Origin of the sequence: Pseudomonas sp. PDM22 (assembly GCF_014851965.1) — a bacterium.
Lineage (GTDB): Bacteria > Pseudomonadota > Gammaproteobacteria > Pseudomonadales > Pseudomonadaceae > Pseudomonas.
On the sequence record NZ_JACVAR010000006.1, the window covers coordinates 362563 to 387238 of the forward strand.

General features: G+C 66.6%; 17 protein-coding genes. 11 read left to right on the forward strand and 6 right to left on the reverse strand.

What is annotated here, in order from left to right; translation table 11 throughout:
- Positions 1 to 183: 183 nt before the first annotated feature.
- The 4 genes from IB255_RS22255 to IB255_RS22270 form a co-directional block, all read right to left on the reverse strand.
- Positions 184 to 636, reverse strand: coding sequence for a PaaI family thioesterase (locus IB255_RS22255; protein ID WP_138216286.1), 453 nt, complete (start codon positions 634 to 636; stop codon positions 184 to 186).
- 145 nt (positions 637 to 781) lie between these two features.
- On the reverse strand, positions 782 to 1174 hold the full coding sequence (locus tag IB255_RS22260; protein WP_081516570.1) for a hypothetical protein: 393 nt from the start codon (positions 1172 to 1174) through the stop codon (positions 782 to 784).
- A 338-nt stretch (positions 1175 to 1512) separates the two neighbouring features.
- Entirely contained in the window at positions 1513 to 1668 is a 156-nt protein-coding gene (locus tag IB255_RS22265) for a hypothetical protein (protein WP_167523163.1), read from the reverse strand.
- A gap of 211 nt (positions 1669 to 1879) precedes the next feature.
- Positions 1880 to 3001, reverse strand: a complete 1122-nt coding sequence (locus IB255_RS22270) for a M14-type cytosolic carboxypeptidase (protein ID WP_081516569.1) — start codon at positions 2999 to 3001, stop codon at positions 1880 to 1882.
- 221 nt (positions 3002 to 3222) lie between these two features.
- Between IB255_RS22270 and lpdA the strand changes: the two genes are divergently transcribed.
- The 10 genes from lpdA to IB255_RS22320 all read left to right on the forward strand — a co-directional run bounded on the left by lpdA (position 3223) and on the right by IB255_RS22320 (position 17560).
- Positions 3223 to 4623: a dihydrolipoyl dehydrogenase gene (gene lpdA, locus IB255_RS22275; protein ID WP_081516568.1), complete on the forward strand. Its 1401-nt coding sequence runs from the start codon at positions 3223 to 3225 to the stop codon at positions 4621 to 4623.
- Between the two features lie 244 nt (positions 4624 to 4867).
- The gene (locus IB255_RS22280) at positions 4868 to 5137 is read left to right on the forward strand and encodes a hypothetical protein (RefSeq protein ID WP_081516567.1); all 270 of its coding nucleotides are present in this window, start codon (positions 4868 to 4870) and stop codon (positions 5135 to 5137) included.
- A 307-nt stretch (positions 5138 to 5444) separates the two neighbouring features.
- Positions 5445 to 9128: a PAS domain S-box protein gene (locus IB255_RS22285; protein WP_192210879.1), complete on the forward strand. Its 3684-nt coding sequence runs from the start codon at positions 5445 to 5447 to the stop codon at positions 9126 to 9128.
- A complete protein-coding gene (locus IB255_RS22290; protein ID WP_081516565.1) occupies positions 9125 to 10126 on the forward strand; it encodes a two-component system response regulator in 1002 nt (333 codons plus the stop codon). Before IB255_RS22285 ends, IB255_RS22290 begins: the two co-directional genes overlap by 4 nt.
- A 61-nt stretch (positions 10127 to 10187) precedes the next feature.
- Positions 10188 to 10733 (forward strand): DUF4256 domain-containing protein, encoded by a 546-nt coding sequence (locus IB255_RS22295; protein WP_192210880.1) that lies wholly within the window; start codon positions 10188 to 10190, stop codon positions 10731 to 10733.
- Positions 10734 to 10884: 151 nt separating this feature from the next.
- Positions 10885 to 11967, forward strand: coding sequence for an efflux RND transporter periplasmic adaptor subunit (locus IB255_RS22300; protein ID WP_081516563.1), 1083 nt, complete (start codon positions 10885 to 10887; stop codon positions 11965 to 11967).
- Complete coding sequence (locus IB255_RS22305) at positions 11967 to 15020, forward strand: efflux RND transporter permease subunit (RefSeq protein WP_081516562.1); 3054 nt, start codon at positions 11967 to 11969, stop codon at positions 15018 to 15020. The genes IB255_RS22300 and IB255_RS22305 overlap by 1 nt, the downstream gene beginning before the upstream one ends.
- An 84-nt stretch (positions 15021 to 15104) precedes the next feature.
- Positions 15105 to 16109, forward strand: a complete 1005-nt coding sequence (locus IB255_RS22310; protein WP_081516561.1) for a GlxA family transcriptional regulator — start codon at positions 15105 to 15107, stop codon at positions 16107 to 16109.
- A 29-nt stretch (positions 16110 to 16138) separates the two neighbouring features.
- Positions 16139 to 16381, forward strand: coding sequence for a DUF1272 domain-containing protein (locus IB255_RS22315; protein ID WP_081516560.1), 243 nt, complete (start codon positions 16139 to 16141; stop codon positions 16379 to 16381).
- A 9-nt stretch (positions 16382 to 16390) separates the two neighbouring features.
- Complete coding sequence (locus IB255_RS22320) at positions 16391 to 17560, forward strand: MFS transporter (protein WP_081516559.1); 1170 nt, start codon at positions 16391 to 16393, stop codon at positions 17558 to 17560.
- Between the two features lie 134 nt (positions 17561 to 17694).
- On the opposite strand, the gene nfuA is transcribed toward IB255_RS22320, so the two are convergent.
- Together nfuA and IB255_RS22330 are read right to left on the reverse strand one after the other, a co-directional pair.
- Positions 17695 to 18279, reverse strand: coding sequence for a Fe-S biogenesis protein NfuA (nfuA, locus tag IB255_RS22325; RefSeq protein ID WP_045208304.1), 585 nt, complete (start codon positions 18277 to 18279; stop codon positions 17695 to 17697).
- Between the two features lie 184 nt (positions 18280 to 18463).
- Positions 18464 to 20752 carry a fatty acid cis/trans isomerase gene (locus IB255_RS22330; RefSeq protein WP_139791487.1) on the reverse strand — a complete coding sequence of 763 codons (2289 nt, stop codon included), beginning with the start codon at positions 20750 to 20752 and terminating at the stop codon, positions 18464 to 18466.
- 171 nt (positions 20753 to 20923) lie between these two features.
- Between IB255_RS22330 and metH the strand changes: the two genes are divergently transcribed.
- Positions 20924 to 24616 carry a methionine synthase gene (metH, locus tag IB255_RS22335; RefSeq protein WP_081516558.1) on the forward strand — a complete coding sequence of 1231 codons (3693 nt, stop codon included), beginning with the start codon at positions 20924 to 20926 and terminating at the stop codon, positions 24614 to 24616.
- Positions 24617 to 24676: the final 60 nt, after the last annotated feature.

Consider the following 24676-nt stretch of genomic DNA (forward strand, 5'->3'; position numbering starts at 1 on the left):
ACAGCCAGCGAAAGATATTTCTTACAAAGCCCGTGCTAGAGCGTTCTTCGATAGGACACCCGAAAAATCAGGAAGGTCTTGATGACGCGGGCGAGCCGCCGGACGGAGCTGATATCGAGGCGATATCAGCGCAAGGAAACGGCCGCGAACACCCATTCACGGCCGCCAACGAGCGGGGAAAAGTCAGGCGTCAGCCAGCGGGCGCGGCTTGTTGACGTACTTGAAGGTGCCGGAAGCGGTCGCGACGACCACGCCCTGGCTGTTGCGCAGTTCGCCCTCGCAGAAGGCGATGGAGCGGGTGTGGTGCTGCACCTTGCCGTGGGCTTCGAGTACTTCGCCGACTTCGCCGCCGGGGCGCAGGAAGCTGGTCTTCATCTCCACGGTCACCACGCCGCGATAGGCTTCGTCGGCATCGCTGGCACTCAGGGCCATGGCGACATCGAGCAGGGTCATGATCAGGCCGCCATGGGCGTTGGCCCAGCCATTCACATGCTGCGGTTCGACGCGTATGACCAGGCGGCCCGGCCCGTTTCCATCTTCCGCCGGGGCATGGCGGAACTGCAGGAAGTCGAGCATGGGAATGGCGATGCCACGGTGGGCGGTGTAGAGCTTGAGCTGGTCGATATCGAGGGGCATGGGGCTTCCTGGTGCACGAGTGAGGCCAGGCGATGTTCCCCGCTCAGGCCAGCGGATCGCAAGCCCGAAGTGGCTTCATGCACGACAGGAATGCCCGGCGATTGCAGCGCTCGGGCGAACAATCGGCGCCCCTCGCCCCGGGTGGTCAGCGCGAGCGGCGGGTGCCGTTCTTCTTTTCGCTCTGGCGCTCGACGGCCTGGACAAAGAGTTCCTCTACCAGCAGTGACTGGATTGGCGTGCGGGTCTCCAGCGACAGGCTCATGGCCTCCAGCTTCTGGTTCACCCCCAGGCGGGCGATGCCGCACAGCAGGATGCGCTGGGCGCCGAAGATATTTCCCTTGTCGACCAGCACTTCCCGGGGCTTTTCGCCGTCCAGGTAGCTGATCTTGAGGGCGATGGCGGTGTCATCGCGCACGGCCAGGTTGAGCCAGGTGGCGACGTTGAACTCGACCACCCAGCCCAGGCCTGTCTTCTTGGCCACGGCTTCACGGACCAGATGAGCGGGAACCGGACCCAGGGGGGTGCTGTGGTTTTCCATGGGGCTACTTCTGACTGCTGCGGGTAGAGCGAAATGCGCTAACGGTATCCCCGATTTTATGTGAAGCAGTTCAAGTTTTCAGTCTGAATTTTGTAAGACAACTGCTATCAGGTATGCGTGACATTACAGAAGCGGGCCGCTCTGGAATGCCGCTCTGCTGCCGGAATGAGCTGAAGGAAGGGCGCGCGGCAGTGTCGGGATACCGAATACTGTCCGACGAAGTGAATGAGTGGGGTCAAGCGTCACGCAAGGCCGGTCCGGCGCGATGCCGAATCGACCCTGCCGTGTCTCCTTGGCTGGCGCAAGCGCCAGTGAGGCCGGGCCTGGGGCCCGCTTGCTCAGGCCGCGCCAGCGAAAGTGCGGGGCCTGTGTTCGCCCGAGCGGTTCTTGCGCACTTCCCGGCGCTCTCTGAAGTCCAGTTCTTCCAGGGCGTCCATGCGTTCCTGCAGGTCTTCGATGACCTGCGGGGTCAACAGCTTGCGATGTCGAGTCATACGCACCTCCTGCGTGCTGATGCCTCATTAATTGGACTAGCACGCGGGTACGAAGATTCAACAGCCAGGCGGGGTGGATTGACCAAACGGTCAGGCGGGCGAGGTGTAGGCATTGTGCAGAAAAGCGTCGCGGGCATGGCCCGCTCCTACACGGAATGCCGGTGCAGGAGCGGTCCATGCCCGCGATCAGCGCCTGAAGGCGCTCAATCGATCAACGCAATTCGTCGATCAGGCTCGCCACGGTCACCAGCACCGCCCCCGCCAGCGCCTTCGAACGCGCGCCGCTCCACCCGGTGCGGGCATTGGGCGACAGGTTGTGGTCCTTGAACGGCATCTCCAGGGTCAGCGACAGGCAGTCGTAGGTGCGGCCGACGTGGTTGCAGGCCAGGGTCAGGTTGGCCTGGCCGGGGGCGTCCTTCGGGTAGCCGTGCACGCTCTGGAATTCGCCGTTGGCTTCCAGGCGCTCGCGGAACAGGCTTTCCAGGCGATCCAGGCGCGGCGTGAACTCCGGGTTGCCCTCGCAGCCGGCGGCGAACACGAAGGGGATTTCCTCGTCGCCGTGCACGTCGAGGAACAGGTCCACGCCGTATTTCGCCATCTGCTGCTGAACAAACAGCACTTCCGGGCTTTCCTCGGCGCTGGGCGCGGCCCAGGCGCGGTTGAGGTCCTTGCCGGCAGCGTTGGTGCGCAGGTGGCCGTGGAAGGCGCCGTCCGGGTTCATGTTCGGCACCAGGTAGAAGTCGGCGCGCTCCAGCAGGCGCTGGATGTCAGCGTCGCCGGATTGCAGGCGGTCGATCAGGCCTTCCATGAACCACTCAGCCATGTGCTCGCCGGGGTGCTGCTGGGCGATCAGCCAGATCTTGCGCGCACCCGCCGCGCCCTTGCCGATGCGCAGCAGGGGCAGCTCGCGGCCTTCGAGGCTATGGCCAGTGGCGAGCAGTTCGGCGCCACTGGCCTGGGCGCGCTTCACCAGTTCGGCGTGGCGTTCGCGGCTGTAGGGCTCGAAGTAGGCGAACCAGGCCTGGGGCTGCTCGGCATCGAGGCTGAAGTGCAGGCCATTGGAGTCGTAGGTACTCGGCACGCGGAACCACTCGCGCTGATCGAACGACGCCACGGCGTTGTAGCCCGGCCAGCCGCCGATGTAGCTGGAGCCGGGGGTGTTGGTCAGGCTGAACTGGTACTGCTGGCCGGGTTCGAGGCCTTCGGCCTTGAAGTGGAACCACTGGAAGTGCGGGCTTTTGCTGTCCGGGCGCAGCGCCAGGCGCACGTGGCGCGGATCGCTGTCGTCAATGACCTGGATGTTGCCGCTGTCGAAATCGCAGTCGATCTTCATGAATTCTCCGTAGGCGCACGAACCTGAGGCGCCAAAGCCCTGCATTTTCGCCCTCCCCGCCGCGCCTGTCATGTAGCGGCGACTTGCCCGCACAAATATATTATGCATGTAATATAAATCAGGTAACGGATTGAAGCGGCCCTGCGCTGGTGATCCAGCGACCACCGGCTAACCTCGATTGACCCTTTCCACTGACTCTTTCCAAGCATGGAGAACACGGCATGAGCGCATACGATGTGATCGTCATTGGCGGCGGCCCCGGTGGCTACAACGCTGCGATTCGCGCGGGCCAGCTGGGCCTGAAAGTCGCCTGCGTGGAGGGTCGCGAAACCCTCGGCGGCACCTGCCTGAACGTCGGCTGCATGCCGTCCAAGGCGCTGCTGCATGCATCCGAGCTGTATGAAGCGGCGGCCGGCGGCGAGTTCGCCAACCTTGGCATCCAGGTCAATCCCAAGCTGGACCTGGCGCAGATGATGAAGCAGAAGGCCGAGAGCGTGGCCGCGCTGACCAAGGGCGTGGAATTCCTGTTCCGCAAGAACAAGGTGGACTGGGTGAAGGGCTGGGGCCGCATCGACGGGCCGGGCAAGGTCGAGGTGACCGACGCTGAAGGCAGCAAGACCACGCTGACCGCCAAGGACATCATCATCGCCACCGGCTCGGAGCCCTCCCCGCTGCCGGGCGTCGAGGTCGACAACAAGCGCATCCTCGATTCCACCGGCGCGCTGTCCATCCCCGAGGTGCCCAAGCACCTGGTGGTGATCGGCGCCGGCGTCATCGGCCTGGAGCTGGGCTCGGTGTGGCGCCGCCTGGGCGCGGAAGTCACGGTGATCGAATACCTCGACCGCATCTGCCCCGGCATGGACCTGGAAACCGCCAGGACCTTCCAGCGCGCACTGACCAAGCAGGGCATGAGCTTCAAGCTGGGCTCGAAGGTCACCCAGGCCAAGGTCAGCAGCAAGCAGGTGACCCTGAGCGTGGAGCCGGCCGCCGGCGGCGCGGCGGAGTCGATCCAGGCCGATTACGTCCTGCTCGCCATCGGTCGCCGCCCCTATACCCAGGGCCTCGGGCTGGAGAGCGTGGGGCTGGCCACCGACAAGCGCGGCATGCTGGAGAACCACGAGCACCGCAGCAGCGTGCCGGGCATCTGGGTGATCGGCGACGTCACCTCCGGCCCGATGCTCGCGCACAAGGCCGAGGACGAGGCCATCGCCTGCGTCGAACTGATCGCCGGCAAGGCCGGGGAAGTGAACTACGAGGTGATCCCCAGCGTGATCTACACCCACCCGGAAGTCGCCACCGTGGGCAGGACCGAGGAACAGCTCAAGGCCGAGGGCCGCGCCTACAAGGTGGGCAAGTTCCCCTTCACCGCCAACAGCCGGGCGAAGATCAACCACGAGACCGAGGGCTTCGTGAAGGTGCTGGCGGACGAGCGCAGCGACGAGATCCTCGGCGTCCACATGATCGGCCCGAACGTCGGCGACATGATCGCGGAGTACTGCGTGGCGATGGAATTCCGCGGCGCCGCCGAGGACATCGCCCGCACCTGTCACCCGCATCCGACCCGTTCCGAGGCGCTGCGCCAGGCGGCGATGAACGTGGACGGCTGGGCCATGCAGGCCTGACCGCCCGTCGCTTCTGACGAGCGGTAGGTGCGGCGCGATAGCGCACCCACCACAACGCTGCAGGCCACGGCTGACGGGGCCTGCAGCGATTAACTCGGATTAATTTGCGACTACTTTGTGTACAAACGCGACATGGGCTGTGACTTTCTTCGACTCTGAAACCATCAATTGCGTGAACGAACACGAAAGTGGATGAACCGCTTTCGCCACCTTCGCAATGGATTACCGCAGAGAGATCACAACCATGCATGCGACTCTTCGTTTCAACGAGGCTCTGCTGATCACCGGACGAGCCTTCCAACCCTTCAATTGTGTGACCTGGGTTGACCAAGGGGGCGACGGCAGCCTCGACCTGTCCGTCCTCGATCGTACCGGTGCCCGTCTGCTGGGCCTCACCCGCATTCCCAGCTCCGCCTACTCCGACCCGGAGCAGCTCGAAGGCCTGCTGAACCAGGCCCGCGACGAGCTGAACCGCGAAGGCTACCGCCTGCAGGAATGGCACATGCCCGCCTGATCCGCAGACAGGTACCCGCGAAAAAGCCCGGCCTCCGCCGGGCTTTTTCATGGGCGCTGCCAGCCGTCGGCAAGCGCTCAATTTCCCGCCTCTTCCGCCGATAGCGCGTTATCGGTCGCCTCACCGGCTGCATCGTTTCAGCTTCGATTCCGAACCCTGGCTTCCCACTCGTCTGAATCCGTCCTCGTGACGCGGCTTTCGCGGGTGCAGCGACCGACAATGATGGCAATTTGCAGCCATCCTGTGTTTTGCTTCCCCCAGTCTCGTCTTCCACCGGGCCTTCGGCACGCAGTACGGTCTTCGTTCAATGCTCGATCTGCAGCGATATTTCTACAGTGGCGACACCCCTTCGCTGCTGGTTTTCGGCGAGCACAACACGGCGCTGGTGGCGCTCTCCATCCTCATCGCCATCTTCACCTCGGCCATGGCCCTGCAGCTGTCGGGCGTGGCGCGGCTGGCGCGCAGCCCGTTCTACCGCCAGCTGGCCATCGGCACCGGCGCGGTGGCGCTGGGCGGCGGCGTGTGGGCAATGCACTTCATCGGCATGCTGTCCTTCCAGCTTTGCGCGGCGGTTCGCTATGACCCGCTGATCACCCTGCTCTCCGGCCTGCCCAGCCTGTTCGCCTCGTGGATCGCCCTGAACCTGCTGGCCCGGCGCAACGTCAGCCCCCTGCAGCTTATCGGCGGCGGCGTGCTGGTCGGCGCCGGCATCGGCGCCATGCACTACAGCGGCATGGCAGCGATGCAGATGGCTCCGCTGCTGCGCTACAACCCTTGGATGTTCGCGCTGTCGATCCTGGTCGCCGTGGTACTGGCGGTGATCGCGCTGTGGGTGCGCTTCGGCCTGCGCGGGCGGATGCGGCCGAACCTGACGATTCTGGTCAGCGGCGTGGTGATGGGGCTGGCGATTGCCGGCATGCACTACACCGGGATGGCCGCCGCGCGTTTCGTCGGCCGGGAGGAATTCGGTGTGCCGCAGGGCGTGCAGGGCAGTTTCTACCTGGCGATGGCAGTGTCCATGGCCACCATCAGCCTGAGCATCTGCGTCGCCGCGGTGAACGGCCTGCTGCGCTACCGCCAGCTGTTCCAGGAACTGCAGCGCCGGCGCAAGCACCTGGACTCGCTGCTCGACGCCGCCGTCGAGGCGATTCTTACCATCGACCACAGCGGCGTGATCCGCTCGGTCAACCACGCCGTGCTGCGCCTGTTCGGCTGGCACCCTCACGAGCTGGTCGGCCAGCCGATGCAGGTGCTGATGAACGAGGCCTACGGGCAGCAGTTCCGCATCGCGCTGGAGAACTACAAGCGCAGCGGCGAGCGCCAGTTCCACAACTCCGAACTGGAGCTCGAAGGCCTGACCCGTGACGGCCGTGAATTCCCCGCGCGGGTCAGCCTTGGCGTCACCGACCACGACGGCAAGCCCTGGTTCGTGGTGTTCGTTGCCGACATCAGCGAGCGCCGCGCGATGGAACAGGCCCTGCGTACCAGCGAGGAACAGTACCGCTCGCTGATCCGCAACATGCCCGGCATCGCCTTCCGAGTCCTGCCGGACGACGTCTGGAGCACGCTGTTCGTCAGCGACGCCGTCGAGGCCGTCACCGGCTGGTCGGCACAGGACTTCATCGACCGGCGCATCACCTTCGGCGAGCTGTATCACCCCGATGACCAACCGGCGGTGAACGAAGAAGTCCGTCGCGCCATCGCTGAACGCCGCAGCTATGTCGTCGAATACCGCATGTTCGACCGCAGCGGCGCGGAGCATTGGATCTGGGAAGGCGGCAGCGCCTGCTATGACGAAGCCGGCAAGCCGCAGTGGATCGACGGCGTGCTGCTCGACCAGACCGAAACCAAGTTGCTGAGCAACGAGTACGAAGGCAAGGTCACCGCCATCGGCCGCGCCATGGCGCTGATCGAGTTCGACCTCGACGGCCGCGTGCTCGCCGCCAACGAGAACATCCTCGAACTCTTCGGCTACACCGAAGCCGAGGTGCTGGGCCAGCACCACAGCCTGTTCTGCCCGCCGGACGTCGCCGCCAGCGCCCGCTACCAGACGTTCTGGCAGGGGCTGCGCGACGGCGAGTACAGCGCCGGCGAATACCGCCGCCTGGCCAAGGACGGACGCGAGGTGTGGATCCACGCCACCTACAACCCGATCCTCGACTTCGACGGCAAGCCGGTGAAGGTGGTGAAACTGGCCACCGACCTCACCCCGCGCCGCGTCATGGAGCAGGAACTGCGCAGCGCCCGCGACCGCGCCGAACAGGCCGCTGCCGCGCGCAGCAGCTTCCTCGCCAACATGAGCCACGAAATCCGCACGCCGATGAACGCCATCATGGGCTTCACCGAACTGCTGCTGGATTCGCCGCTGGAAGAGAACCAGCGGCGCTACCTGACCACCGTGCAGAACGCCTCGCGCTCGCTGCTGGGCCTGCTCAACGACATCCTCGACACCGCCAAGCTCGACCGGGGCGCCATCGAACTGGAAGCGCTCGACTTCTCCCTGCCGGAGCTGTGCGAGCAGGTCTGCGCGGCGCTGCGACTGTCCGCCGAGCGCAAGGGCCTGAGCCTGCAGATCGACTACGGCCAGCGCGCCGGCGAGTACTTCCAGGGCGACCCGCTGCGCCTGCAACAGGTGCTGACCAACCTGCTGGGCAATGCGGTGAAGTTCACCGAGCGCGGCGAAGTCCGGCTGGTCATCAGCGGCGAGCCGGGCGCGCTGCGCCTGGCCATCCGCGACACCGGCATCGGCATTGCCGCCGACCGCCTGGAACGCATCTTCGACCCCTTCGCCCAGGCCGACGCCTCCATGAGCCGGCGCTTCGGCGGCACCGGGCTGGGCACCACCATCTCGCGCCAGCTGGTGGAACTGATGGGTGGGCGCATCACCGTGGAAAGCGAAGTGGGCCGCGGCAGCGTGTTCACCGTCGACCTGCCGTTGCCGGCCGGGCGCAGCGTGCAACCGACGGCCCGCAGCCACGCGCCGAGCCTGCCACCGCTACGCATTCTGGTGGCCGACGATGTACCGCAGAACGTCGAGCTGCTGGAGCTGAACCTGCGCCGTCTGGGCCACCAACCGTACAGCGTCGGCGACGGCCAGGCCGCCGTGGATGCGTACAGCGCAGAGGACTTCGACCTGATCCTGATGGATGTGCAGATGCCCGGCATGGATGGCCTGGAAGCCACCCGGCGCATCCGCAGCATCGAACAGGAAAGGGGCATTGAGGCCGTGCCGATCATCGCCCTCACCGCCAGCGTACTCGACCGCGACCGGCAGAACGCCCTGGACGCCGGCATGAACGGCTTCGCCAGCAAGCCGCTGGACCTCGCCGGCCTGCTGGATGAAATGGCCCGCCTGCTCGGCGCCGCTCCGGCAGTACGTAGCGCGCAGGCCAGCGAAAGCACGCCACTGGCGACCCTGGACTGGGCCGCCGGCGCACGCCTGTGGGGCGGCCCGCTACCCATGGCGCGGGCCATTGTGCGCTTCCTCGACGAGCAGAAAGCCAGCCTGGATACCCTGGAAATCGCCGTGAGCGAAGGTGACCGCGCCGGCATCGCCGCCCTCGCCCACCGCCTGCGCGGTGCCGCTGCCAACCTTGCCCTGCCGCGCCTGGCCGGCGCCATCGGCGCGCTGGAAGGTGCTGCCGAGCATGGCCCGGCTGAACAGCTGGGTTCCGCGCTGGAGCGCGTCCGCGCGGAGTTCGCTACCGTCCGCGAATCAGTGCCGCTGGTGCCGGAAGCGGTTACCGAGGCGGTCGGCCAGATCGTCGGCGAGGCCGCCTCGCAGGACCTGCGCGACGCGCTGCAAGCCTTGCAATTGGCGCTCTCCCGTGGCGGTCTCGACGACCAGGCACTGGAACGCCTGCGCCTGGGCACCGCCCAGGGCGAGCACCGCGAGGCCTTCGAGGCCCTGCGCTACGCCATCGACGATTTCGACTTCGACCAGGCCCTGGAATGGGTCCGGACCCTCGGCACCCGCCTGGAGCAAGCATGACCCAGACCGCCCAAGATCATCGGCCCTGCCTGCTGCTGGTGGACGACGAAGCCACCAACCTCCAGGTGCTGCGCCACATCCTGCAGGATGACTACCGCCTGCTGTTCGCCAAGGACGGCGACAAGGCGCTGGAGCTGGCCAACCGCGAGCGCCCCGACCTGGTCCTGCTGGACGTGATGATGCCCGGCATGACCGGCTTCGAGGTCTGCCAGCGGCTCAAGGCCGAGCAGGCCACCTGCGCCATCCCGGTGATCTTCGTCACCGCCCTGGCCGACGTGCCGGACGAGGCCAAGGGCTTCGAGGTGGGCGCGGTGGACTACATCACCAAGCCGGTCAGCCCGCCCATCGTCAAGGCGCGGGTGCGCACGCACCTGTCGCTGGTGAGCGTGGAGGAGCTGCGCGAGACGCGCCTGCAGATCGTCCAGCGCCTGGGCAAGGCCTCGGAGTACAAGGACAACGAGACCGGTCTGCACGTCATCCGCATGAGCCACTACGCCCACCTGCTGGCGCGCGCCGCCGGCTACTCGGAGAAGGCCGCCGACGACCTGCTCAACGCCGCGCCCATGCACGACGTGGGCAAGATCGGCATTCCCGACGCCATCCTGCGCAAACCCGGCCGGCTCGACGAGCACGAATGGCAGGTGATGCGCCAGCACCCGGAGATCGGCGCGCGGATCATCGGCGAACATGACTCCAACCTGCTGCGCCTGGCCCGCAGCATCGCCCTCACCCACCACGAGCGCTGGGACGGCACCGGCTACCCGAAGGGCCTGCGCGGCGAGGAGATTCCCGTCGAAGGGCGCATCGTCGCCATCGCCGACGTGTTCGACGCGCTGACCAGCGTGCGCCCCTACAAGCCGGCCTGGAGCATCGACGAGGCGGTGGAACTGCTGCGCCGGGAGAAAGGCAGCCAGTTCGACCCTGAGCTGGTGGAGCTGTTCCTCGGCTGCCTGCCCGACATCCTCGCGGTGCGCGAGCGCTGGGCCGACGCCGGCTGAACGGCGGACCGCGCAAATCCTGCTTTACTCTCTGACCTTTCCCCTGCCGAGAGTAAGCAAGATGAATGCGAAACAGCACGACACCCTGCTGGCGACACTGCAGGCCCGCTTCGACCAGCACCCCGAACGCCACCAGGGCATCGACTGGGCGGACGTCCAGGCGCGCCTGAAGAGTGCCCCGGCCAAGCTCAAGGCGCTGGAGCAGATGGAAGCCACCGGTGGCGAGCCTGACGTGGTCGGCCGCGAGAGCGCCAGCGGCGCCATCCTGTTCTTCGACTGCTCCGCCGAAACCCCGACCGGGCGCCGCAGCCTCTGCTACGACCGCGAGGCGCTGGACGCCCGCAAGAAGGACAAGCCCGCCGGCTGCGCCACCGAGCTGGCCGCACAGATCGGCATCGAGCTGCTCGACGAGGCGCAGTACCGCCAGTTGCAGGAGCTGGGCAGCTTCGACCAGAAGACTTCCAGCTGGCTGCGCACCCCCGGCTCCATGCGCAAGCTGGACGGCGCGCTGTTCGGCGACCGCCGCTACGAGCGGGTCTTCACCTACCACAACGGCGTGCAGTCGTATTACGCGGCGCGGGGCTTTCGCGGCGTGCTGAAAGTCTGACGGAAGACCGGATGTAGTCCGTTTCTGAACGATTCCTGTACCGCCGCTGAACTTTCCCAGGGCCGCCCGGCGGCCCTTGATACAAGTCAGGCGGATTCCTCCGAGTGGCGCGCAGCCTTGTCGCATCCCACTCGATGACGAGGAATCTTCCGTGAAAACCCCCGCCTGCCTTCTGCTCGCCAGCCTGCTCGTCGGTTGCGGCCCGACGCCATCGGTGCCGGCCGACAGCGTGCGCCCGGTGAAGCTCTACAGCGTGCCCGCCGCGGCTGCCGAAGGTGTGCGTCAGTTCCCCGGCCAACTGGTGGCCTCGGATGAAGTCGACCTGTCCTTCCGCCTCGCCGGGCATCTCAAGACCCTGGCGGTGAAGACCGGCCAGCGCGTGGAGCGCGGCCAGCTGATCGCCGAGCTGGATGATGCCGACCTGCGCCTGCGCCTGCGTGACCGCGAAGCCACTTTCAACCTGGCCCGCGCCCAGTACCAGCGCGTCGCCACGCTCAACGAGCGGCAACTGGTGGCCCGCGCCGAGCTGGACCAGCGCAAGGCCCAGCTGGACTCCGCCGAGGCCGCGCTGAAGCTGGCGCGCCAGGAGCTCGGCTATGCGCGCCTGACCGCGCCGTTCGAGGGCGTCATCGCCCAGCTGCCGGTGCAGAACCACCAGATGCTGCAACCCAAGCAGCCGGTGGCGATCCTGCAATCCGCCGATACCTACGACGTGCAGTTCCAGCTGCCGGAAAGCCTGCTGGAGCGGGTCGACGGCGCCAGCCTGCGTACCGACTACCAGCCCATCGTGCGCCTGGCCCGCGTGCCCGGCCGCGACTTCCCCGCGCAGTACAAGGAGCACAGCACCCGCCCCGACCCGGCGACCCTGAGCTACACCGTCACCCTGACCCTGCAGCGGCCGCAGGACGTCACCCTGTTGCCGGGCATGAGCGCCACCGTCGAGGTGGACTTCGCCCAGCTCGGCCGTGATGCCCAGGCCATCCTGCGCATCCCGGTGGAAGCGGTGTTCAGCGCCGATGACGGCGCGCCGGGGCAGAGCCAGGTGTGGGTGGTGAAAGGTACTGGCGATGCGCTGCACGTCGAGCGCCGCGCGGTGCAGCTCGGCCAGCCGGGCGCCGCGGGTATCCAGATTCTCTCCGGGCTGGAGCCGGGCGAGCGCATAGTCGCCGCAGGCACCGCCGAGCTGCGCGAAGGCCAGCACGTGCGCCCGTGGCAACGCGAACGGGGGCTGTGATGGACATCAGCGGCTACTTCATCCGCAACAAGGTGAGCAGCTGGATCGTCATCCTCCTGCTGGCCCTCGGCGGCCTCTACGCGATCTTCGAGATCGGCCGTCTGGAAGACCCGGCCTTCACCGTCAAGACCGCCGTGGTCGCCACCCGCTACGCCGGCGCCTCGCCGCAACAGGTCGAGGAAGAAGTCACCTATCCACTGGAGAACGCCATCCAGCAACTGGCCTACGTCGACAAGCTGACCTCGATTTCCAGCGCCGGCCTCTCGCAGATCACCGTCAACGTGAAGCCGCAGTACCGCGCCGGCGAGCTGCCGCAGATCTGGGACGAACTGCGGCGCAAGGTCAACGACCTCGCCCCGCACCTGCCGCCGGGGGTCTCGCCGCCGCAGGTGAACGATGATTTCGGCGACGTCTACGGCATCCTCCTGTCGCTCTCCGGCGACGGTTACAGCTACCAGGAACTACGCGACTACGCCGACTACCTGCGCCGCGAACTGGTGCTGGTGCCGGGCTTGAGCAAGGTGGTGGTCTCCGGGCTGCAGGCCGAGCAGGTCCAGGTGGAAGTCTCGCGGGAGAAGATGAACGCCATGGGCGTGCCGCTGCAGCGCCTGGTCGACCTGCTGAACCGGCAGAACGTGGTGTCCGACGCCGGTAGCCTGTGGGTCGGCAGCGAGAGCATCCGCCTGCACCCCACCGGCGAGTTCGCCGACGTCGGCGAGCTGGAGCGCCTGCTGGTCAGCGCGCCGGGCAGCGCCCAGTTGATCCGTCTGGGCGACATTGCCACGGTAAAGCGCGGCTTCACCGACTCGCCCAGCCACCTCTGGCGCGCCGATGGCAAGCCGGCCCTGGCGTTGGGCATTGCCTTCGCCCCGCAAGTGAACGTGGTGAAAGTCGGTGACGCGGTGCACCAGCGTCTTGACCAGCTGGAAAGCGAACGCCCGGCCGGTATGCAACTGACGCCCTTCTATGACCAGGCCGTGGAAGTGCACGGCGCGGTCAACGGCTTCCTGCTCAGCTTCGTCACCGCGCTGGCCATCGTCGTCGGCACCCTGCTGGTGTTCATGGGCCTGCGCAGCGGGCTGGTGATCGCCGGGGTGCTGGCGCTCAACGTGCTGGGCAGCCTGCTGCTGATGTACCTGCTGGGTATCGAGCTGCAGCGCATCAGTCTCGGCGCGCTGATCATTTCCCTGTGCATGTTGGTGGACAACGCCATAGTCGTGGTCGAGGGCGTGCTGGTCGGCCGCCTGCGCGGCCAGGGCATCGACGCCGCGATCCGCCACATCGTCCGCCTCACTGCCCTGCCCCTGCTCGGCGCCACGGTGATCGCGGTGCTGGCCTTCGCCCCCATCGGCCTGTCCGCGGACTCCACCGGCGAATACTGCCGCTCGCTGTTCGACGTGCTGCTGGTGTCGCTGCTGCTCAGCTGGGTCACCGCCATGACCCTGGCGCCGCTGTTCGCCCGCTGGGCCTTCGCTAAAATGCCGGTGAAGGCGGACAGCGCCGAGCCGCACGCCGGCTGGCTGTACCGTGCCTACCGCAGCCTGCTGGAAGCCTGCCTGCGCCAGCGCGCGCTGACCCTCGGCGTACTCGCCGTGGCGCTGGCCGCCTCGCTGCTGGGCTTCTCCCAGGTGCGGCAGAACTTCTTCCCGCCGGCCAACACGCCAATGTTCTTCGTCGACCTGTGGCTGCCCCAGGGCACCGCCATCGAGCACACCCGCGACCTGGCCGCCGAGATCGACCGGCACATCACCGCCCTGCCGGGCGTGGAGCGCACGGTCACCAGCATCGGCCAGGGCGCGCCGCGCTTCATCCTCACCTACGGCGCCGAGCGCCAGCACGCCAACTACGCCCAGGTGCTGGTGCGCACCGAGAACCGCGCGCAGATTCCGGGGCTGATCGCAGGCCTGCAGCACTACCTCGACGAGAACTACCCGCAGGTACAGACGGGGCTGAAACGCCTGATGTTCGGCCCCTCCAACGGCAGCGCCATCGAAGTGCGCCTGACCGGCCCGGACCCGCAGGAGCTGCGCCGCCTCGGCGCGCAGGTGGGCGACATCCTCGCCGCCGACCCGGTGGCCACCGGCGTCAGCCACGACTGGCAGGCCCGTGCGCTGCTGGTCAGGCCGCAGTTCAATGAGGCCCGCGGCCGCGAGCTGGGCATCGACAAGCGCGACCTCGACAGCCTGCTGCGCATGAGCTTCAGCGGCCTGACCGTAGGCCTCTACCGCGACGGCACCCAGCAGATGCCGATCGTCGTGCGCGAACGCGACGTGGACGCCGGGCAGATCAACGACCTGATGCTGTGGAGCCCGGTGAGCCAGCGCTACCTGCCCATCGAGCAGGTGGTCGGCGGTTTCGACAGCGTCTGGGAGGACCCGCTGATCCTGCGCGAGGACCGCAAGCGCACGCTGACGGTGATGGCCGACGTCGCCCCGCAGAGCGGCGAGACCTCCTCGCAACTGCTGAATCGGGTGCGCCCGCAGATCGAGGCGCTGCCCCTGCCGCCGGGCTACGAGCTGGCCTGGGGCGGCGACGTGGAAAGCTCCAGCGACGCCCGCAACGGCGTGCTCGGCAGCCTGCCCATGGCCTTCCTGGCGATGTTCATCATCACCGTGCTGATGTTCTCCTCGCCGCGCAAGGCGCTGCTGATCTGGCTGACCGTGCCGCTGGCGATGATCGGCGTGACCCTGGGCTTCCTGCTCACCGGCATCCCCTTCGGCTTCATGGCCCTGCTGGGGCTGCTGAGCCTGTCCGGCATGCTGGTGCGCAACGGCATCGTATTGCTGGAGGAAGTCGACAACCTTGCCGAAAGCGGCCAGCCGCCCCGCGAGGCACTGGTGAACGCTGCCTGCGCGAGGCTGCGGCCGATCTGCCTGACCGCGCTGACCACCATCCTCGGCCTGGCGCCGCTGCTGCTGGACGCCTTCTTCCAGAGCATGTCGGTGGTGATCATGTTCGGCCTGGGTTTCGCCACGCTGCTGACGTTGATCGTGCTGCCGGTGCTGTACGCCAGCGCCTACCGCCTCGGCGGTTCGAAGGTGGCTACCCACTGATTTGGCAAGATCCGTGGGGTGACTGACGTTGCCGCCAGCGTCGGTCACCGCCACACTCGTGGCATCCAATGAACGAGCCTTGCCATGGAATCGCCACGCCGTATCGCCTGCCTGCTCTACCCCGAGGTCATGAGCCTGGACATCACCGGGCCGCTGCAGGTGTTCGCCTCCGCGAACGTCGAGCGCCAGCGCCAGGGCCTGGCGCCGCTCTACGAGCTGCTGGTGCTGGGCGAACAGGCCGGACCGGTGGCGACCTCGGCTGGCATCCGCATCTGCGCCGACCAGGCGTGGCGCGAAGTCGATCCCTCGAGCCTGGATACCCTGCTGGTGCCCGGCGGGCTGGGCGTACCGGCACAATGCGGGAACAGCGAGCTGCTGCACTGGCTGGCAGCCGCCGAACCCCAGGTGCGCCGCCTCGGCTCGGTGTGCTCCGGTGCGCTGATCCTCGCCGCCGCCGGCGTGCTCAATGGCCGCCCGGCCACCACCCACTGGGCGGATGTCGACGAACTGTGCGCCGGCTTCCCCGAAGTCCTGGTCCAGGGCGACCGCCTGCACACCTACGACCCGCAGCGCCGCGACGGCGACGATCACGTGTTCACCTCAGCGGGCGTCACCGCCGGTATCGACCTTGCCCTGGCGCTGGTGGAGGCCGACCTCGGTCGCGCGCTGGCCCTGGCGGTCGCACGGCGACTGGTGATGTTTCTCAAGCGCCCCGGCGGACAGGCGCAGTTCAGCCACTGGCTGACCCCGGAGCCGACCCGCACGCCAAGGCTGGCCGCGCTGCTGGAGTGGATTCCAGCGCATCTGGGCACCGACCTGTCGCTGGAAGCCCTGGCCGAGCAGGCCTGCATGAGCCCGCGCACGCTCTCGCGGGTATTCATCAACGAACTGGGCATGGGGCCCGGCCGCTACGTCGAACGGGTGCGCCTGGAAGCGGCTCGGGCGCTGCTGCAGGACGCCCAGGCGTCGATCAGCACGGTGTCGCGGCTGTGCGGTTTCGGTCATCCGGAAAACCTGCGCCGCACCTTCCACAAGCACCTGGCGATCAGCCCGCAGGAATACGCCGAGCGCTTCGGCCAGTTGCACTGACAACGACAACCACCCAAAGGAAGATTGCCATGCTCGAACTCCGCCCCGGCTGCGAGTGCTGCGACCGCGACCTGCCCGGCGACAGCGCCGACGCCCGCATCTGCAGCTTCGAATGCACCTTCTGCACCGACTGCGCCGAGCAGGTGCTGAAAGGCCAATGCCCGAACTGCGGCGGTGAGCTGGTGCCGCGTCCGCGCCGCCCGCTGGCGAAGCTGGCGGCCAATCCGGCCTCGACCCAGCGGGTGCTCAAGCCCAACGGCTGCCAGGGCTGAGGACGGACCATGCTGCTGCGCACCCCGGCAATCCGCCTGCTGTTCACCAGTCAGGCGCTGTACTGGTCCTGCTCGCTGATCGGTATCACCCTCACCTCGCTGGTGGGCGCCCAGCTCGCTCCACTCAACAGCCTGGCCACGCTGCCCCTGGCGATCCTGGTGCTGGGCAATCTGCTGGCGGTGCAGCCGCTGTCGCTGTTCATGCAGCGCCACGGGCGCCGGCGCGGTCTGTTGCTGGGCGCGGCCTGCGGCGTGCTCGGCGGCCTGCTCTGCGCGCTGGGTGTGTGGCTGGCGGATTTCCTGCTGTTCTGTCTCGGCGCGCTGCCCATCGGCGCGTACCAGGCGTCGGCGATGTACTACCGCTTTGCCGCACTGGAAGCGGTCGATGAAACCCACAAGGGCCGCGCCACGGCCTACGTGATCGGCGGCGGGGTGCTCGCGGCACTGCTGGCGCCGAGCCTCGCCCTGTGGTCGCGCAATGCCCTGCCTGCGCCTTTCGTGGGTTCCTACCTGGCGATTGCCGCGCTGGCGCTGGTCGCCATTGCCGTACTCAACCGTCTGCCGGAGGGTGCGGCACCCGCGCCATCCACCGGCGGCTGGAAGGTGATGCGCGAGCTGCTGTCGCGCCCGGCGGTCCGCGCGGCCATGGCCTGCACCGCCGCCGGCCACGGGCTGATGATCCTGATCATGAACGCCACGCCGCTGGCGATGAGCTTCTGCGGGCTGCCGCTGGAGCGCTCGGTGAGCGTGATCCAGTGGCATGTGCTGGGGATGTTCCTGCCTGCCTTCATCGCCGGTCCGCTGGTGGACAGGTTGGGCGCACGACGCGTGGCCTGGGTCGGCATGGCGCTGCTGGCGGTGAGCGCCGCGGTGGCCCTGAGCGGGCAGTCGGTGGCGCAGTTCCTGGTCAGCTCGCTGCTGCTGGGCATGGGCTGGAACCTGATGTTGGTGGCAGGCACCACGCTGCTTGCCTTTGGCCACACGACCCAGGAGCGCGGCCATGCGCAGGGCCTGATGGAGCTGGGCAATGGCAGCCTGGCGGCGCTTATGTCCTTCAGCTCCGGCGCGCTGATCACCAGCGTCGGCTGGAGCGCGGTGAACCTGCTGGTGTGGCCGGTGCTGCTGGTGGCGCTGGTGATGGTCTGGTCGGGGCGCAGGGAATTGGCGGCCGCTTCGTAGGGCGCATAACCCGGAACGGGTTATCCGCCGCATTGGCGGATAACGCTTGAGGCGTTATGCGCCCTACGACTGCGTGGAAGTCCACCAATGAAAAAGGCGACCCGAAGGTCGCCTTTTCGCTACCAGACGCCGACTCAGTAGTAGGCGTTCTCGCGGTTGCTGTGGTCGGTGACATCACGCACGCCCTTCAGCTCCGGGATGCGCTCGATCAGGGTCTTCTCGACGCCATCCTTCAAGGTCATCTCGACCGCGCCGCAGCCCTGGCAACCACCGCCGAAACGCAGCACGGCGATGTTGTCCTCGACCACGTCCACCAGGCTCACCTGGCCGCCGTGGCTGGCAAGCCCTGGGTTGATCTCGGTCTGCAGGTAATAGTTGATGCGCTCGGTGATCGGACTGTCTTCGTTGACCATCGGTACCTTGGCGTTGGGCGCCTTGATGGTCAGCTGGCCGCCCATGCGGTCGGTGGCGTAATCGACCACGGCGTCGTCCAGGAACGGCTCGCTGATGGCGTCGATGTAGGCGGTGAAGGCTTTCAGGCCGACCGGGGTGTCTTCCGGCTTCTGCTCGCCCGGCTTGCAATAGGCGATGCAGGTTTCGGCGTACTGGGTGCCCGGCTGGGTGATGAAGATGCGAATGCCGATGCCGGGAGTGTCCTGCTTGGACAGCAGCTCGGCCAGGTAATCCTGTGCGGCTTCGGTGATGGTGATAGCGCTCATGGCAACTCCTCGCAAACGTGGCGCCAGTTTACGCCATTCGGGGAGGAAGGATAAAGCCCTACCGTTTTAGTAGGAATAATTCGCAGCTGGATCGACAGCAGGTAACTCCCTGCAGGATGGGCGGGGGCGCCTGGCCCATGCCCGCGATCACGGGCATGGGCCGTTCCTACAAAGAGCGTACCGGTCAAAGGTTCTCGTAGCGGTTCATGTCCAGCACGCCCGCTTCCACCGGCTCGGTTTCGCGCAGGTAAGCGTCCAGGTCATGGAAGTAGAACCAGAACTGCGGGTGGCTGCGGCGAATGCCCCAGCGGTCGGCGACCTTCTCGAAGTCCGCCGCGCTCTTCACCTGCTCCAGCGCGGCGACGAAATCGCTCACCTCGGCGGCCTTCAGGTTGAACATGAAGTTCGGGTAGCTCGACAGCACGCCGGGGTAGATGGTCAGGGTGTCCAGCCCCGGCTGGTAGCGCAGGGATTCGCCCGCAATGAAAGCGACGTTGCTGTGCGCGCGGTTGCGCAGCACGGTGTAGATCTCACGCTGCCCGTCCGGCAGTTCCACACGCAGGATGGTCGCCTCGGGGAACTGGTCGATCACCGGCAACCCGGCGGCCGGTCGGCTGACCAGCCGGCTGAAGGCCTGCTCGGCGTCCTGCAGCGGCGCCGCCACGGTGTTGCGGTAGCAGGCACCGTTCTCACACAGGTTGATCGGGTCGGGCCGCGCATTGAGCGCCACGTAGTTCTTCAGCAACTGCTTGGCGAAGGCCAGCTTGGCGCCTTTCTCCGGCAGGAACAGGCCGGTCGGCTGGTCACTGTCATTGCTGTAGTAGTCGGCCCACATCTTGATTTTCCCGCTGTTCTGGTACCAGTCGTCGAGCAGCTTCTTGCGTGCACCGACAGGCATCAGCCGCAGGAAGTTCTGTTCGGCGCCGTTGCGGATCAGGTCGAAGTACAACCGCGTCTGCGCCTGGTGGGCGACGTTGCCGAACACGTCGAAGTTCACCACCAGCCCGTAGTAGGTGCGCTCCAGCAGCGGGTAGTCGAGCCACCAGATGGTCTGCGGCACGCCGCCGATCAGGCCCTTGCGCACCGAAGCGCTGTCGTACTGGCGGAAGATGCTCAGCACGGCATTGTCGTTGCCGGCCCAGATATCGGCCCAGGTCGGCGTCGGCGCATCGTCGTAGACGTCCTGGCGCAGCTCTTCGTACTGGTTGCGCTTGTCGCGGTAGGAGCGCCACTGGGACAGCATGGCGCCCACGTCATCGATCTGCCCCGGCAGCGCCAGCAGCGGCGAGGCCTGGTGCTGGAATTTCGGGTCGGTGACATAAAGGTCATGGTCCGGGTCCTGGAACAGCGCCCAGAAATTGTCGCGGATCACATCGGTGGCGATCTGCCCGCGGCACACCGGACCGCGAATGAAGGTGCGGACAAAGTACTCGGCATTGTCGAGCATGAACTGGTAGCGCGCCCGCGCCGGGATCGCCTCGAAGGTCACGAAAGGATTGGCGCGGTGCTGCAGGCCGTAGCCCGGTACCTTGTCGGTGTTCCAGTCGCTGCCATAGAACAGCTCCTGGTTGCGCTTGAGGCGTGCCTCGTTGAGCGGATAGGTGATGTGCGTCTTGTGCACGATCACGCCCTGAATGGGCCACAGGCGGTAGTAGAAGGTATTGCCCGGATCGTCGTTGGGCCGACGCGTGGCGATGGGGTCGATGGGCTGGCCGCTGGGCGTGCGCGAACGCACCAGCTGGAAGAAATGCCCCGGCTCGCCGCGTTCGGTGAAGTACAGGTGGGCAAGGAACAGGTGCTCGTAGATCCAGCGCTGCACCAGGCTCTGGCGCGCGCCGGGCTGGTTGAGGAAGGCTTCCCAGTCGGCGATCTGCGCGGCCTCGCCGGCGCCCGGCTGCCAGGCCTTTTCGTCCACCGGCGCGCCCTGGGCCAGCCAGGTCTTGATGGTCGACAACTGCTTGTCGCTCAGGCCGGTGACGGCGAACGGCATGCCGCTGCGGGGATTTTTGGCAGCGAAGTCGTCGATGGAATCGGGTGTCGGGCACTGGTTGGTGCGGTTGATCGACAGGTCCAGCCCGTCGGGGATCTTCGCGTTGGGCACCAGCGGATGCTCATGTCCAAGGTCGATCATCCGCGCCATCAGCGCCGCCTGGCTGCCGCGGCCGTCGAGCACCGACCAGAAGTCCTTGCGCCGCCAGGCATCCGCGCCCTGGGCGTCGAGGAACAGCCGCGTCGGGTCCTGCGCCTTGCTGCGCCCACCGTCGTAGACCGGCAGCTTGTTCGCCCCGCGCTGCGCGCCTTCGGCGGCCGTCAGGTTGAGCTGGCACGGCGAGTCGTAGCAGGCGTGGCAGGCCACGCACTTCTCGGTGAAGATCGGCTGGATGTCCCTGGTGTAGGACAGCCCTCCCGCCAGGGCCTGCGCCGAAAACGCCAGGGATGCGATGAGCAACGTGAAACGGGCTCGCAGGGACATGAAGGACTCCGGACATCAGAATGGAGCGGATTCTAGCGGGAGTACCGGCGCAATGCGCTCCAACCAAAGGCGGAACATGAGGAATCTTCATGTAAAACCGCGCCCGGTCAAATTTCCTGCAGCTTTGTTATCATCAGCGACCTTTCGTCACGCCTTTTTCCGAGAATTCCAATGATCGACCGTGCCGCACGCCTGCAAGCCCTCCAGCAAGCCCTCAAGGAGCGCATCCTGATCCTCGATGGCGGCATGGGCACCATGATCCAGAGCTACAAGCTGCAGGAAGAGGACTACCGTGGCGCGCGCTTCGCCGACTGGCCGAGCGACGTGAAGGGCAACAACGACCTGCTGCTGCTCAGCCGCCCGGACGTCATCCAGGCCATCGAGAAGGCCTACCTCGACGCCGGTGCCGACATCCTCGAGACCAACACCTTCAACGCCACCCGCGTGTCCCAGGCGGACTACGACATGCAGGAACTGGCCTACGAGATGAACGTCGAGGGCGCGCGCCTGGCCCGTGAAGTGGCCGACGCCAAGACCGCCGAAACCCCCGACCGCCCGCGCTTCGTCGCCGGCGTCCTCGGCCCGACCAGCCGCACCTGCTCGATCTCCCCGGACGTCAACGACCCGGGCTTCCGCAACGTCACCTTCGACGAGCTGGTGGAGAACTACAGCGAATCGACTCGCGGCCTGATCGAGGGCGGCGCGGACCTGATCCTGATCGAGACCATCTTCGACACCCTCAACGCCAAGGCGGCTATCTTCGCCGTGCAGGGCGTCTATGAGGAACTGGGCGTCGAGCTGCCGATCATGATCTCCGGCACCATCACCGACGCTTCCGGCCGCACCCTGTCGGGCCAGACCACCGAAGCCTTCTGGAACTCGGTAAGCCACGCCAACCCGATCTCCGTCGGCCTGAACTGCGCCCTCGGCGCGAAAGAGCTGCGCCCGTACCTGGAAGAGCTGTCGAACAAGGCCGGCACCCACGTCTCCGCGCACCCCAACGCCGGTCTGCCCAACGCCTTCGGCGAATACGACGAGACCCCGGCGGAAATGGCCGTGGTCGTGGAAGAGTTCGCCGCGTCGGGCTTCCTCAACATCATCGGCGGTTGCTGCGGCACCACGCCTGGGCACATCGAAGCCATCGCCAAGGCCGTGGCCAAGTACGCGCCGCGTGCGATTCCGGAAATCCCCCGCGCCTGCCGCCTGTCCGGCCTCGAGCCGTTCACCATCGACCGCAATTCGCTGTTCGTGAACGTCGGCGAGCGCACCAACATCACTGGCTCGGCCAAGTTCGCCCGCCTCATTCGCGAGGAGAACTACGCCGAAGCGCTGGAAGTGGCGCAGCAGCAGGTGGAAGCCGGCGCCCAGGTGATCGACATCAACATGGACGAGGGCATGCTGGATTCGAAGGCCGCCATGGTCCGGTTCCTCAACCTGATCGCCTCCGAGCCGGACATCTCCCGCGTGCCGATCATGATCGACTCCTCCAAGTGGGAAGTGATCGAGGCAGGCCTGAAGTGCATCCAGGGCAAGGGCATCGTCAACTCCATCTCCATGAAGGAAGGCGTCGAGCAGTTCAAGCACCACGCCCGCCTGTGCAAGCGCTATGGCGCCGCCGTGGTGGTGATGGCCTTCGACGAAGCCGGCCAGGCCGACACCCAGGCGCGCAAGGAAGAAATCTGCCAGCGTTCCTACGACATCCTGGTCAACGAAGTGGGCTTCCCGCCGGAAGACATCATCTTCGACCCGAACATCTTCGCGGTCGCTACCGGCATCGAGGAACACAACAACTACGCGGTCGACTTCATCGAGGCCTGCGCCTACATCCGCGACAACCTCCCCTACGCCCTGACTTCGGGCGGGGTGTCCAACGTGTCCTTCTCGTTCCGTGGCAACAATCCGGTGCGCGAGGCGATCCACTCGGTATTCCTCTACTACGCCATCCAGAACGGCCTGACGATGGGCATCGTCAACGCCGGCCAGCTGGAGATCTACGACGAGATCCCGCAAGAACTGCGCGACAAGGTCGAGGACGTGGTGCTCAACCGCAGCCCGGACGCCACCGAGGCCTTGCTCGCAATCGCGGACAACTACAAGGGCGGCGGCGCGGTCAAGGAAGTGGAAGACGAAGAGTGGCGCAGCCACAGCGTCGAGAAGCGCCTGGAGCATGCACTGGTCAAGGGCATCACCACCTTCATCGTCGAGGACACCGAGGAGTGCCGGCAGAAGTGCGCGCGCCCCATCGAGGTCATCGAAGGCCCGCTGATGAACGGCATGAACGTGGTCGGCGACCTGTTCGGCGCCGGCAAGATGTTCCTTCCGCAGGTGGTGAAGTCCGCCCGCGTGATGAAGCAGGCGGTGGCCCACCTGATCCCCTTCATCGAAGCCGAGAAAGGCGACAAGCCAGAGGCCAAGGGCAAGATCCTCATGGCCACGGTGAAGGGCGACGTGCACGACATCGGCAAGAACATCGTCGGCGTGGTGCTGGGCTGCAACGGCTATGACATCGTCGACCTGGGCGTGATGGTCCCGGCCGAGAAGATCCTGCAGACCGCCCGCGAGCAGAAGTGCGACATCATCGGCCTGTCCGGCCTGATCACCCCGTCGCTGGACGAGATGGTCCACGTCGCCAAGGAAATGCAGCGGCAGAACTTCCACCTGCCCCTGCTGATCGGCGGCGCCACCACCTCCAAGGCGCACACTGCGGTGAAAATCGACCCGCAGTACAGCAACGACGCCGTCGTCTACGTCACCGACGCCTCCCGCGCAGTGGGCGTGGCGACCACCCTGCTGTCGAAGGAAATGAAGCCCGAGTACACCCGCAAGCTGCGCGAGGAGTACGCGGAAGTCCGCGAGCGCACCGCCAACCGCAGCGCACGCACCGAGCGCCTGAGCTACGAACAGGCCATCGCCGCCAAGCCGAAGTTCGACTGGGCCGGCTACCAGCCGCCGGTGCCGAGCTTCACCGGCGTCAAGGTGCTGGATGACATCGACCTCAACGTGCTGGCCGAGTACATCGACTGGACGCCCTTCTTCATCTCCTGGGACCTGGCCGGCAAGTACCCGCGCATCCTCACCGACGAAGTCGTGGGCGAAGCGGCGACCAGCCTGTTCAACGACGCCCAGGCGATGCTCAAGAAGCTGATCGGCGAGAAACTCATTCGCGCCAAGGCAGTATTCGGCTTCTGGCCGGCCAACCAGGTGCACCACGACGACCTGGAAGTCTACGGTGACGATGGCCACAAGCTGGCTACCCTGCACCACCTGCGCCAGCAGACCATCAAGCCCGACGGCAAGCCGAACTTCAGCCTGGCCGACTTCGTCGCGCCGAAGGACAGCGGCGTGAAGGACTACGTCGGCGGCTTCATCACCACCGCCGGCATCGGCGCCGAGGAAGTGGCCAAGGCCTACGAGGCCAAGGGCGACGACTACAACGCGATCATGGTCAAGGCCCTGGCCGACCGCCTCGCCGAAGCCTGCGCCGAATGGCTGCACCAGCGTGTGCGCAAGGAATACTGGGGCTACCAGCCCGAGGAGCACCTGGACAACGAGGCGCTGATCAAGGAGCAGTACGTCGGCATCCGCCCGGCGCCCGGCTACCCGGCCTGCCCGGACCACACCGAGAAAGGCACGCTGTTCAAGCTGCTCGACCCGAAGGGCCTGTCCGGCGTGACCCTGACCGAGCACTTCGCCATGTTCCCCGCCGCCGCCGTCAGCGGCTGGTACTTCGCCCACCCGCAGGCGCAGTACTTCGCCGTGGGCAAGGTCGACAAGGACCAGATCGAACGCTACAGCGTGCGCAAGGACCAGGAAATCACTACCAGCGAACGCTGGCTGTCGCCGAATCTGGGCTACGACAACTGAGCACCCCATGTCGCGACCGGGCCCGCCCGGCGCGACATCCTCGTCAGGGCTTGCAACTGC